The organism is Caballeronia sp. KNU42 (assembly GCF_053760385.1).
The window spans coordinates 1330855-1343319 of record NZ_CM132389.1; the positions used below are offsets into that span (position 1 = coordinate 1330855).

General features: G+C 59.9%; 11 protein-coding genes. 5 read left to right on the forward strand and 6 right to left on the reverse strand.

Annotated elements, in window-relative coordinates; translation table 11 throughout:
* Positions 1–40 precede the first annotated feature (40 nt).
* Genes ACSOSP_RS25155 through ACSOSP_RS25165 form a run of 3 tightly spaced genes read left to right on the forward strand, consistent with a single transcriptional unit; the run spans position 41 to position 5170 of the window.
* Positions 41–793, forward strand: a complete 753-nt coding sequence (locus ACSOSP_RS25155) for a peptidylprolyl isomerase (protein WP_455313608.1) — start codon at positions 41–43, stop codon at positions 791–793.
* A 28-nt stretch (positions 794–821) separates the two neighbouring features.
* Positions 822–3881, forward strand: coding sequence for an ABC transporter transmembrane domain-containing protein (locus ACSOSP_RS25160; RefSeq protein WP_455313609.1), 3060 nt, complete (start codon positions 822–824; stop codon positions 3879–3881).
* Positions 3878–5170: a sigma-54 interaction domain-containing protein gene (locus tag ACSOSP_RS25165; RefSeq protein WP_455313610.1), complete on the forward strand. Its 1293-nt coding sequence runs from the start codon at positions 3878–3880 to the stop codon at positions 5168–5170. The genes ACSOSP_RS25160 and ACSOSP_RS25165 overlap by 4 nt, the downstream gene beginning before the upstream one ends.
* Here ACSOSP_RS25165 and ACSOSP_RS25170 read toward each other — a convergent pair.
* Both ACSOSP_RS25170 and ACSOSP_RS25175 read right to left on the reverse strand, forming a co-directional pair.
* Entirely contained in the window at positions 5167–5946 is a 780-nt protein-coding gene (locus ACSOSP_RS25170; protein ID WP_455313611.1) for a PP2C family protein-serine/threonine phosphatase, read from the reverse strand. The two genes, ACSOSP_RS25165 and ACSOSP_RS25170, sit on opposite strands and share 4 nt — an antisense overlap.
* Positions 5947–6067: 121 nt before the next feature.
* Entirely contained in the window at positions 6068–6358 is a 291-nt protein-coding gene (locus ACSOSP_RS25175; protein WP_455313612.1) for a hypothetical protein, read from the reverse strand.
* Positions 6359–6927: 569 nt separating this feature from the next.
* On the opposite strand from ACSOSP_RS25175, the gene ACSOSP_RS25180 reads away from it, so the two are divergent.
* Positions 6928–7425 (forward strand): lecithin retinol acyltransferase family protein, encoded by a 498-nt coding sequence (locus ACSOSP_RS25180; RefSeq protein ID WP_455313613.1) that lies wholly within the window; start codon positions 6928–6930, stop codon positions 7423–7425.
* A 33-nt stretch (positions 7426–7458) separates the two neighbouring features.
* Entirely contained in the window at positions 7459–7707 is a 249-nt protein-coding gene (locus ACSOSP_RS25185) for a hypothetical protein (RefSeq protein WP_455313614.1), read from the forward strand.
* Between the two features lie 182 nt (positions 7708–7889).
* On the opposite strand, the gene ACSOSP_RS25190 is transcribed toward ACSOSP_RS25185, so the two are convergent.
* The 4 genes from ACSOSP_RS25190 to ACSOSP_RS25205 form a co-directional block, all read right to left on the reverse strand.
* On the reverse strand, positions 7890–8195 hold the full coding sequence (locus ACSOSP_RS25190) for a hypothetical protein (protein ID WP_455313615.1): 306 nt from the start codon (positions 8193–8195) through the stop codon (positions 7890–7892).
* Positions 8196–9053 (reverse strand): hypothetical protein, encoded by an 858-nt coding sequence (locus tag ACSOSP_RS25195; RefSeq protein WP_455313616.1) that lies wholly within the window; start codon positions 9051–9053, stop codon positions 8196–8198.
* A gap of 672 nt (positions 9054–9725) precedes the next feature.
* The gene (locus ACSOSP_RS25200) at positions 9726–10655 is read right to left on the reverse strand and encodes a Gfo/Idh/MocA family protein (protein WP_455313617.1); all 930 of its coding nucleotides are present in this window, start codon (positions 10653–10655) and stop codon (positions 9726–9728) included.
* A 57-nt stretch (positions 10656–10712) separates the two neighbouring features.
* Positions 10713–12455: an IlvD/Edd family dehydratase gene (locus ACSOSP_RS25205; protein WP_455313618.1), complete on the reverse strand. Its 1743-nt coding sequence runs from the start codon at positions 12453–12455 to the stop codon at positions 10713–10715.
* Positions 12456–12465 lie beyond the last annotated feature (10 nt).

A 12465-nucleotide genomic window follows, 5' to 3' on the forward strand; every position in this document is an offset into this window, starting at 1 on the left:
CCCATCGAATGCTTTTCATGTTTAAAAAGGGGCATAAGAAATGACGGCGATTGTGCGAATAGACGATGAAGTCGTCGATGCCGATGAGTTCATCCGGGTGTTGAAACTGACCGGGCAATTCGAGGGACTCGTCGAGCAGCTCGTGCGCGACAAGCTCACGGTGCGGGCGGCGAAGAAGCAACGCGTCGATGTGTCCGAGGGCGATATCCAGATGCGCGCCGATCAGTTCAGGCGCGTGCGCGGCCTGCATCGTGCCGCCGACATGAACCGTTATCTCGATGCCCTCGGCGTGAACCTCGACGAGTTCGAGGCGTTCATCACGGACACGCTGTACCAGGAAAAGATGCTTGAACAGATTGGCGGCGACGCCGACGTGGAGGCTTATTTCAAGCTGAATTCGCCGCGTTTCGACAGCGTGGAGATCAGTCATATCGTGCTCGAAACACCGAGCCAGGCGAAGGAAATGATCTCCTACCTGCAGGACGATCCCGACAGCTTCACCGAGATGGCGCGGGAACACTCGATTGCCGACACCCGCGACCAGGGAGGGGTGCTTGGCAAGGTGTTGCGCGGATCGCTTGCTGCCGAGATCGAAGCGAAGGTATTCAACGCGGCAGCCGGCGACTTGCTCGGACCATTCCCGACACCTGACGGCACCGCCTACGAAATCTTTGCGGTGATGGCGAAACGTCCGGCCATGCTGGACGCAGATGTCGCGTCCGAAATTCGCCGCTTGTTGCGCGAGCAATGGCTGCTGGCGCGGGCGCAGGAACACATTATCGAAGCGCGCTAGGGCGTAGCGGACGCAAGGAGCCGAGCACATGGACGTACCGCAGAAACTCGATTCCCTGGCCGCCTTCCTGGCGACCGTGGAGATATTGTCGCCGTTTTCCACGGAGGAAATCGAACGGCTCGCCGAGCACGCGGAGACGCGTTTTCATGCGTTCGGCGAGACGGTTTGCAACGTGGGTGACGCGGCCGATGGACTGTTCGTCATCAAGGCCGGTTCCGTGCGGATCTTCACCGAGGAAAACGGCAAGGAGATCAGCATGGGCGTGCGCCGCGAACGGGAAGTGTTCGCGGACATCGCCATGTTGCGCGAGTACCGGCATGAATCGTCGGTGCGTTCGTCGGGCAAGACGGAACTGCTGTTCATTCCGCGCCGCGTGATCGAGCCGATCGTGGCGAGTAATCCTGCGGCGCTCGCGTTCGTCACGAGCTATGTCGCGATCAGTTCGGCCGGTGGGTTCGTCGCCAAGCTCTTCGACCTGCGGGGCAAGATCGACAAGGCCGAGCTGGAGGCATCGGTGCGCAGTGTCGGCGTGAAGCGCGTCGCCGCGGGCAAGGAGATCATCCATCAGGACGCACGCGATGACCGCCGGCTATACGTGGTCCGGCAGGGCGAAGTGCGGATCGTGCGGAAGGAGGGTGCAAGCGAATACCTGCTTGCCACCTTGAGAGCGGGCGAGGTCTTCGGCGAGAAGGCTTGCTTGCTGCGACAGGAGCAGCAGGCAACGGCCATCGCGAACGTGGATACGCGGCTCCTGGTCGTGCCGGAGAAGACCGTCCACCTTGTGCTGGAGCGCAATCCAAAGCTGCGCGAAGTGCTGGACGACCGCATCCGTTTTATCGAGCGCGAGTTGCAGCGCCAGAAAAAACTGGAGGAGCGGCGCTCGTTGCCGGCCATGCTCGACCTGCACTCGAAACCGGAGTTCGGCGAGCGGGTGATCCGCCGCTTTGCGTGGGTCCAGCAGGCGGAGGAGATGGATTGCGGCGCGGCGAGTCTGGCGATGATCTGCAAGCACTACGAGATCCCCATGACGCTCGGCAAGCTCCGCGAACTTGCCAATGTCACGACCCAGGGCGCGACGCTTGATAGCCTCGCGCGAGCAGGCGAGGTGCTGGGCTTTACCACGCGTGGCGTTCAATGCACCTTCGAGTCGCTGCGCGGTTTCGATCTGCCGTTCATTGTCCATTGGGAGGGATACCACTACGTGGTGGTGTATGGCATCTCCGCGAACCAGGTATGGGTGGCGGACCCCGCAATCGGTTTCCGCAAGATGGACGTGGAGGAATTCGAGCGCGGCTGGAGCGGCACCTGCCTGTTGTTCACGGCGCCGCCTGAAATGGCGCGAGCCGCTACGGGACGCTCCCCATGGGTGAGGTTTGTCGGCTACCTGAAGCCGTACAAGAAGATCCTGGCGCACCTCTTTTTAGCGACGTTCGTGATCCAGGTGCTGGGCGTCGTTCCGCCGCTGATCATCCAGAATATTCTCGACGGGGTGATCGTTCACCAGAACGTCGGCCTGCTGCATCTGCTGATTGCCGGCCTGATCATCTCCAACCTGTTCTCGCAGTTGATGTCGACCATTCGTGCGTATCTCGCGAACTTCATGGTCCGCAACATGGACTTCGCGATGATGTCGCAGTTCTTCCGCCATACGCTGTCGCTGCCGTTCTCGTTCTTCGCCAAACGCAAGACCGGGGATATCTTCGCGCGCTTCCAGGAGAACCACACGATCCGCGCGTTCCTCACGGAGTCGACCGTGACGACGGCGCTCAACCTGCTGATGGTCTTCATCTACTTCACGATCATGTTTCTCTACAACGTGAAGATGACGCTGCTGTTGATCGGTTTCGTCATCCCGATCATGGCGCTGACCGCGATCGCCACGCCGAAGATCAAGAACTACGCACGCGAGGTTTTCTCCGCGTCGACCGAAGCGAAGTCATTCCTGATGGAAGCGCTGGGCGGCGTGGAAACCATCAAGGGCATGGGCATCGAACGGGCCGTGCGACTGAAATGGGAAAAGAAATACGCGAAATCGCTGGAGGTTCAATATCGCGCGCAGGCGTTCAATATTGCGGTGTCGCTCGGCAGCCAAATATTGAACACGGCGACCACGATCGCGATTCTCTGGGTCGGCGCAAACATGGTCTTGACGCACGAGATGACCATCGGGCAGCTGATCGCATTCAATGCGTTCATGGGGAGCGTGCTGACGCCGCTGATGGGGCTGATCGGACTGTGGAGCCTCCTCAATGACGCGGGCGTAGCCATGGAACGGCTGGGCGATGTGCTCGACATGGAGCCGGAGCAGAAGCCGGAGGATTTGCCGGCGCGCGTCATGCTGCCCGACCTGCAAGGCGAGATCAGCCTGAACAACGTGTATTTTCGCTATGGCGGCAACGATACCGAGTACGTGCTGGAGAACATCAGCTTCGAGATCAAGCCGGGCGAACTGATCGCGATTGTGGGTCGCAGCGGCTCCGGCAAGACGACGCTTGCAAAGCTGCTGGTCGGCTTCTACACCCCGACCGAAGGGAAGATGGTAGTCGATGGTTACGACCTGAACGTAATCGATAAAACCGTGTACCGCGCGCAGATAGGCTATGTCATGCAGAGCAACCTGCTGTTCTCCGGGACGATTGCGGAGAACGTTGCGAGCGGTGACGAGGCGCCGGACCGCCGGCGCATTGAAGAGGCCGCGAAGATGGCCGATGCGCACGCGTTCATCAGCAAGATGCCGTTGGGCTATGAGCAGATCGTAGGTGAGCGCGGCGTGGGTTTGTCGGGTGGACAGATTCAGCGGCTCTGCATCGCGCGTGCGCTTTATCACGACCCGCGCCTGCTCGTTTTCGACGAAGCGACCTCCGCGCTCGATACCCAATCGGAAAGCAATATCCTCGGCAATATGCAGGAGATCCTGAAGGGGCGCACGGCCGTGATCATCGCCCACAGGCTCAGCACGATCATGCGTGCAGACAAGATCCTCGTGTTGTATGAAGGCGCTATCGTCGAACAGGGACGCCACGACGAACTCGTCGCGCGCAAGGGCATGTACTACCAACTCGTGCAAAAACAACTGAGCGCAGCATGAAGATACTCGACGATATCGAAGACTTGCCCGCCAGTCCCGCGACCTCATACGCCGGCCTGCTGGAGAAAATCGAAATTCTCCGCTCCACGTTGCGCTGGTCGTCGCGCATGGAGCGCCCGGAAATCGAGAAGCTGCTGAGGCAGGCGAGCGTGCTGCGCGACGAGGTGATGCAGTTGTCGCACAGGGAGCGTTTCGTCCAGGCGGCGGTCGCCGAGCCGAAACGTTTGCCGGGATCGCCGCGCGAGCGCCGCGAAGCGTTGCTCGCGCGAAGCTTCGTATTTGAAGGTACTTTCGGCGATAACCCGAAGCTGCTGGAGGCGCTGGAGATTGCCGAAAAGGCGGCGCCAACCGATCTTCCGGTACTGGTCGACGGGGAGAGCGGAACGGGCAAGGAGCTGATGGCGAAAGTGATTCATGCGAACGGCGCGCGTGCGGACAGGCCGTATATATCGGTGAATTGCGGTGCGATTCCGGACAACCTGCTGGAGTCCGAACTATTTGGTCATAAGAAAGGCGCGTTCACCGGGGCATCGAATGACCGGAAGGGAAAGTTCGAGAGCGCGCATACCGGCACTATTTTCCTCGATGAAATCGGTGAGCTGCCGCTAGCAGGACAGGTCAAGCTTCTGCGCGTGCTTGAAGCGCATGAGATCCAGCGCGTTGGATCGGATGAACCCATTGCCGTGGATACGCGCATTGTGGCGGCAACGAATCGAAACTTGCGGCGCATGAGCGAGGAGGGTCGCTTTCGCGAGGACCTGTTCTATCGGCTGAGTGTGATCCACCTGACCTTGCCGCCGTTGCGCGAGCGGCGCGATGAGATTGCGCTGCTGCTGGCTTATTTCGGCGACGAAGCCGCGGCGACGCTCAAGCGCCAGCCGGTGAAGATGACACTCAGGCTGCGCGAGTTCCTGCGGACCTACGACTATCCGGGCAACATCCGCGAGTTGCGCAACCTGGTCTATCGTATCGTCTGCCTGGCGCCGGAAACGGCGGACATCGAGCATCTTCCCGTCGATATCCGTCCCGGTAATTCAACCTCTGCAGTGAGCGGGTTGGCCGCAAGCGCGGTTTCACTCAGCGATGCCAAGCGCACGGCCAGCGATGAAGCGGAGCGCGCTTTTCTCGAGCGCGGCCTGCACGAAGTCGGCGGGACGGTCGCGGAATTGGCGCGGCGCTTCGAGATGAATCGCTCGCATGTTCAGATGCTGCTGAAGAAACACGGGCTGCATTCTAAGGATTTTCGTAATCACGCGGCTTCCGCTGTGCAGAAAGACAAGGACCACTAGAGGGTTGGATTGATCTGCGTTTTGTCGAGGCAAAAAATATCTTCTGCCTGGGCCACGACGACCGAGATGTTGTCGCGGCCGCCGCGTTGCAGGGCGAGTTCGATCAGCCGCGCTACCGCTTGCCGGCAATCACCGGTCGTCAGCACGCCGCCCATCTCCTCGTCGCTTACCTCGTTGCTCAGACCATCGCTGCAAAGCAGAAAGATGTCGCCGTCATGCAGATCGATACGGTCCGCATCGAGCTCGAGTGTGTCCATCGCGCCGACAGCACGCGTGATCAGGTGTTTTCCCGGATGATGCAGCGCTTCTTCCGGACTGATCTGACCGCGTGCCTTCAGCTCCTCGACCTGACTGTGATCGCGCGTCAACTGTCGCAGGTAACCCTGGCGGCACAGATAGAGCCGGCTGTCGCCCGCCCACAGATATCCGCAGGACCGTTCGCTTGCCAGCAGCATGACCACCGTGCTGCCGATCCGGCGCACTTGCCGCCGGGCGGCTTCCGAGCGCAGGTCCGCGTTGACCGCGAGCAGCCGCTCCCGCGCTTCCCGCATGCGCTCGTCGAGAGGGACGGGTTTGCCGGGCGCGGATGAGCGCTCCAGCCGGTCTATCACCATCTGGCTCGCGACATTGCCAACGGCGTGGCCGCCCATGCCATCGGCGACAGCCCACAGACCGTGTTCGGGCATCTCAAGGCACGCATCTTCGTTGATCTCGCGTACGAGGCCAGTGTTGGTGCGGGCGGCCGATGTCCATCGAAACTCACCGGTGTTGCTCACAAAACCTCCGATGTCTGCAGCGGCGCGCATGTGTGCGCCGAAGGGTTGCCGCATGAGCGGCGAGACAGAACCGGTTGCTTCAGGCGTGCGTCGAGTGTGCTTCCTTGTGCTGCGTTTTGCTTCAGCCAGCGTGGTTGAGGCTGCGCTCGTTCGGGCCGACAGAGACGTTCGAATTCGAGCCGGTGTTATTCACGTTGGTGGTCTGGAACTGATTGATCATCTGGTTAGCATAGAAGTTGTTATTCGTTTCGTACAGGTTCACGACCGGGCCCATCGAGGGTTGCGAATCGGTGTAGGGCGCAATCCAGCCAAACACCCAACTCCCGGGGCCGTTGCCGCCGTGGATGTGGGTCATGGCTTCACGATCAAGCGTTAGATCGCAGGGAATGTCTTCAATGGCGAGTGCGGTCATGGTGAGGCTCCGGTGGTCTTGCATGGTGAGTAGACGCGCTTCTATATGCAAGGCGCATGCCGATGGCGGGGCTGCTGACGGACTTTTCTCGCTGTGCCTTTTGGCAGGCGGGTTTGGGTCACGTCGCGTAGCGCAGCGGCCGCGCTTGTTCGATTAGCCTGGTTGGGCTGGACCCAACAAGTCGGGCCGTTTAGTGGTCGCAATACCAACACTCGCGCATTGCCTCGTGTGAGACACGGCTTTGCTTCTTTGGGGCCGATGCGAAAAGACGCAGCGAAAAAATCGCCGTTTCACGTATGCGTCGCGCAGTGATAACGGTCTTTCTCTTCCGCCAGCGGTAGTCACAGTTCGATGGTTCGATTGCTTGGCAAGTGACGTTTCTTGCCCAACACATCGATCGAAAAAGTGTTGGGTCTCTCGTTGACTTCACGCTGCCTTCAACTCCCTCATTTTCCACTCTGCCTTGTCACACAAGGCTGTGCATGCATTGGCCCGGTTGATGCAATGACTTGATCAACAGCCGGTTCACTTGCAACACCCCGGCTTCCACTCTTCCAGGAGAAACGGTCATGTCGGGCAATCAATCATCCAGGCTCTGCGCTCGACTCGGCCACTCAATTCCCGATGTCGCCATCGATTGCGAACCTGCTCCCGGCGCTCACCTGGTGACGCAACGCTCGGGTTACGAACATCACGGCATCTATGTCGGCAACGGCCGGGTCGTGCACTACGCCGGCTTCGCCGGTTCGCTGCATCGCGGTCCGATTGAAGAGACCACGCTCGAAAGCTTCGCCAAGGGCCGCGAGATTCGTGTTCGCGTACATGCCATGCCCAAGTTCGCCGGAGAGGATGCCATCCGCCGGGTTCGTTCAAGGCTGGGCGAAGACCGGTATCGGCTGCTTAGCAACAACTGCGAACACCTGTGTACGTGGGCACTGTTCGGCGAGAACCGCAGTTCGCAAGTGGACGCCTGCCTCTCTCACCCAGGTCTCGCTTGCCGTGTGGCAATCGCCATGCTCAAAGGCCGGATTCACGCGAGAGGTCATGACGACCTGCTCGCCGCATGAACCTGTTCGATGTCGTCATTGAGGAGAAACATCATGAATACGCAACGTGATTCACTTCGCCGGATCGTCGAAAAATGGCTTGCACCCACACCCGGCGCACCGGTTCGCGAGATCCGCCTGTGCCGCATGGCGGCCAATCATACCCGCTATGTCCGCGTGGAAGCGCTTCGGCCGAGCGGCGTGCTCGCGCTGTTCTTCTTTCGTCACGACGACGGATCGTGGCAAGTGTTTCCGCCCGTAGCCGCAAGAGTAACGATGAGCCCTCGGCGGTTGGCGATGTGATGGGTGGCGCGGTTATAGCACCAGGAAAACCAGTGCGCTGCGGCAAGTGTTTTTCCTAGCAGGAAACATTTTCAGTGGTGAACATCGGTGCGCCGGACGGCGAGAAGGTGTTATCCGCTATCGATAGTCTCGACGCGCGGCCAAAGGCCGCGGCGGGCCTCCATTGGAATTACGCAACGGTCTTAGTCGGGCGGCGGGGTAATCTCGCGTGAAATGGGGCTGTTCGTCATCGTTAAAATCGCTTGTAAATCTGGGTAAGATGCTCCCAGAGCCTTCAATATCGCAGCGCCCAAGCGTCGCGCGAACTCGTCATCAAGCGCGAAATTCCCGCCAACCCGCGCGGCTTCCTCGTCAAAAAACATTGGGAAAGTAAGTGCTTGGGCGCTGATTGCTTTGACCTTTTCCAATTCGACAAAACGCATTGCGATCGCTTCGTCATCAGGCAAAAAATCAACGATGACACTACGCAACGGATGGGATATAGCCATTTAGTAACCTCTGCATTGTTGAAAATTATCGAAAGCATTTTGCTTGCATAGAGCTATCCCACGTACGCCGCCCATTCCCGAAGCGAGAAGACCGCATAAATCGAGCGCGCGCTCGTACTCTGCAAAGCATTCCGCTTCTATCCCCTCACCCACGCCGCGCGCCGCTATCGACAATACATCATCGGCCGCCGCGCTCCTGACGTACTCAAACGGCGTGGCGTCGCCTAGTGGGGTGGTCGCGCTGCCAACCTCCGTCACCTCGCCTAAATCGATTGCACCTTCCGGTTCGTCCAAGCGAAGGAAGCCCATGTTGACAAGCGTTACCAGCGCCCTAATGCCGCCCACAAGCGCGCCCGCAAGCCCGTCACTGAATGGCGGTGCGCTAACGGCGTTTTGCGCGTAAGGTGCCGCGCTCGCTGCTACGCGCTCAAGGTCACCATCGTATCCCAGCGATTGCACCGCGCCGCCCGAACGCGCAAGCGCAGCCGCGCGCAATGCCTGCTTGGGTGTCATTGCTGGCGGTCGATATGCCGGCGCGGCCGGTGGTGCGGACCCGCCTGAATACGACCCTGCGCGGCCTCCGAGCGGACTTTCCACCACGAGGATATCGCCCCGCCGTATGCCGACACTCACATCAAACACGGTTGACGAAGCGCTCCGACTACTGTTCGATATCCTTAGAAAGCGCTTTGCGTGTTCGATGAACTCTTTGTTCTCTACCAAGCGAAAGGAATTCACCCCGTCGAACATCTCTTGCGCCACTTTCGATTCGGCCAGAACTTGCGGATCGTGCCTGTAAAAACACGCCGGTCGCAGCTTGTACCGCTTGCCGCGATAGTTAAAAGTATCGTCCATCATCTCAGTTATTTTGTAGTTGTAACACCGCCAACGCTAACGCACTTTTCCGCGCGTCCATCTCAATAAACTGACGGGCGCGAGGGCGGTGAGTTTCAAAGGGTTTGCATCAGGGGCTTTGCAGCAACGCGCGTATGACAACGATGCGCCAGAAGAATGACCTGGCGGACAAGCGGACGCCGAGCGGGAAACGCGTGCTCCGAGCGCCGCGTTTCAAGGTGGATATTGAAATCGGAATCAGCATTAGCGCTTGCCCGACCATCAGCAACTTATCGGACGGCTAATCTGACAGATATGGGAGGGAGCGTCGCCACGGGGTCGCCTGGCTCCTCCGGTTGTCTATTGGAGGCAAGGTCGGCGCAAAGGCTTGGGAGGACTGTGGTGCTATCTCAAGCGCCCTCGCGGGCAAGCAACGGCACTTTGTGTCCTGCATCGGAACAACGCAATGAGCTTTCTATTGTGATGAATGCGGCGCGCGCAGCCGGCGGGTGTGAATCGGGAGTGGCCATATTCGGTGCCACCGGCAGCAACGCGCCCCCGTCATCCCCGCCGTTGCCGCCTACGTGCTGTGCGCGCCACCAGTAATGCTGATGACGGCACAGCCGCTAGTGCGCGCGACCGCCAACTACCGACCAATCCTGGCTACAAACCCGAGACCGACCGCGAACGAAAAATCTAATCCTCAAACGCCTCAACCTCATGCCGCCTACCAAGCAACATGGCATCCGCAACATGCTGAAGCGGGCTGACATCGACATCGCTTGAACCGGTCGAGATCAGCTCGAAGAATCGATCATAAAGGCTCGGATACTCCCTCTCTTTACCGATGTCCTTCACCTCCCCATCGATCTTCAAAAACTTCCCGCCTTGAGCCAGATGCAAGAGACCATCGCGAGTCGTCACTTCGATCTGCCACAACTCTTCGGGACCAAAGCGCCAATCAAATTCCGCGCGGATCGGCGTGCCAAGCGCGTCGCTGAAATCAAGGTTCGCGGCAATCGGATTCTGCCGGTTCGCCGGAACGAACAACTCCGCTGACTTCAGGAAAAACGCATGCGGCAGGATCCGCGTGATGATGGATAACGCGTTGATGCCCGGGTCGAATACACCGAGACCACCCGGTTGCCAGATCCAGTCCTGACCCGGATGCCAGCGGCGGACATCCTCTTTCCACAGCACGTTCACTGCGGTGATCTCTTTCCCGGCCAACCACGCACGCGCGGTTTCAACGCCCGGCGCATGACGTGAATGCCACGATGCAAACAGCGTGCATTGCTTCTGCTGCGCAAGTGCGGCGAGCACGGTAACTTCGGTCACGCTCGCGCCCGGCGGCTTCTCCAGCATCACATGCTTGCCCGCTTCGAGGGCCGCTCGTGCCTGCGAGAACCGCACTTGCGGCGGCGCGCACAACGACACAGCTTGCAAAAGCGGCTCCGCCGCTAGCATGTCCTCGACATTCTGATAATTGTTGATCCCGTCGATCTTCGCATTCCGGCTCGCCCCTGCAATGAGCTTGAACCCGGAATGCCCGGCGATAGCGGGTAAATGCTGATCGCGAGCGATCTTGCCGACGCCGGCAATGCCTATCGCAACTTGCTCTGTCATGGTTGGACCTTAAACTTAAAGATAGCTTCGTGGATGTGGTGCATGCGAGGTGCCATATCAATGCGAATGACGCGGCACATCGGCACCCCGACATCCTACGAGAAAATCGAAATCACAGCCCTGATCCGCTTGCAGGACGTGATCGACATACAGCTTTCTATACCCGCTTGTATCCGCAGCCGCAACTGTTTGCACTTCGGCCCAATTAGCGAGACGAGAGGCAAGTTCCGCATCGCTGATGTCAAGGTGCAGCTTGCCGCCAAGGCAGTCCAGCTCGATCCAGTCACCTTCCTTCACCACCGCCAGCGGACCGCCGGCACGCGCTTCGGGCGCCACATGCAGCACCACGGTGCCGTACGCCGTACCGCTCATGCGTGCGTCCGAGATCCGCACCATGTCCGTCACGCCCTGCGCCAGCAGCTTGGGCGGCAAGCCCATGTTGCCAACTTCCGCCATGCCGGGATAACCCTTCGGCCCGCAGTTCTTCAGCACGAGAACAGAGTCGGCCGTGACGTCCAGTTCGGGATCTCCGATGCGAGCCTTGTAGTCATCGAAGTTTTCAAACACGACCGCGCGGCCGCGATGCTTGAGCAATGACGCCGTCGCCGCCGAAGGTTTGACCACCGCGCCATTGGGCGCGAGATTGCCGCGCACGATGCACAGGCCGCCATCGGGGACGAGCGGCTTGTCGAGCGGACGGATGACTTCTTCGTCATAGATAGGCGCTTCTTTCGAGTTCTCCCATAGCGAATGGCCGTTCGCCGTCAGTGCATCGGGATGGGGCAGCAAGCCCGCTTCGCCCAGCCGCCGGATCACGCCAGGCAGACCGCCCGCGTAATAGAACTCCTCCATCAGGAAGCGCCCCGATGGCTGCAGATCGACAAGCGTAGGGGTGCCGCGGCCAATGCGCGTCCAGTCATCGAGTTCGAGGTCCACGCCAATACGTCCCGCGATGGCCTTGAGGTGAATCGCCGCATTCGTCGAACCGCCAATTGCCGCGTTCACGCGAATCGCGTTTTCGAAGGCTTCTTTAGTCAGCAGTTTCGAGAGCCGGAGATCCTCCAGCGCCATCTCCACAATGCGCATGCCGGACATATGCGCGAGCACGTAACGCCTGGAATCCACCGCCGGAATGGCGGCATTGTGCGGCAGTGTCACGCCGAGCGCTTCGGCCATGCAGGCCATGGTGGATGCCGTGCCCATCGTGTTGCACGTGCCCGCCGAGCGCGACATGCCCGCTTCCGCCGACATGAATTCGTGCAGCGTGATCTTGCCCGCCTTCACTTGCTCGCTGAGCTGCCAGACCACCGTGCCCGAGCCGATATCGCGGCCATGATGTTTGCCGTTGAGCATCGGGCCACCGCTTACCGCGATAGCCGGCACGTCGCAACTCGCTGCGCCCATCAACAACGCGGGCGTGGTTTTATCGCAGCCGACGAGCAGCACGACAGCATCGACCGGATTGCCGCGGATCGATTCCTCCACGTCCATGCTCGCGAGGTTGCGCGTGAACATGGCGGTCGGGCGAAGGTTGGACTCGCCGTTGGAGAACACGGGAAATTCAACCGGGAATCCACCCGCTTCGAACACGCCGCGCTTCACATGTTCGGCGATCTTCCGGAAATGCGCGTTGCAGGGCGTGAGTTCCGACCACGTGTTGCAGATGCCGATGATCGGCTTGCCCTGGAACTCGTGATCGGGGATACCCTGGTTTTTCATCCAGCTTCGGTACATGAAGCCGTTCTTGTCGGCCGTGCCGAACCATTGGGCTGAGCGCAGCGGGCGTTTTGCGTCTGACATCGAATTTTCC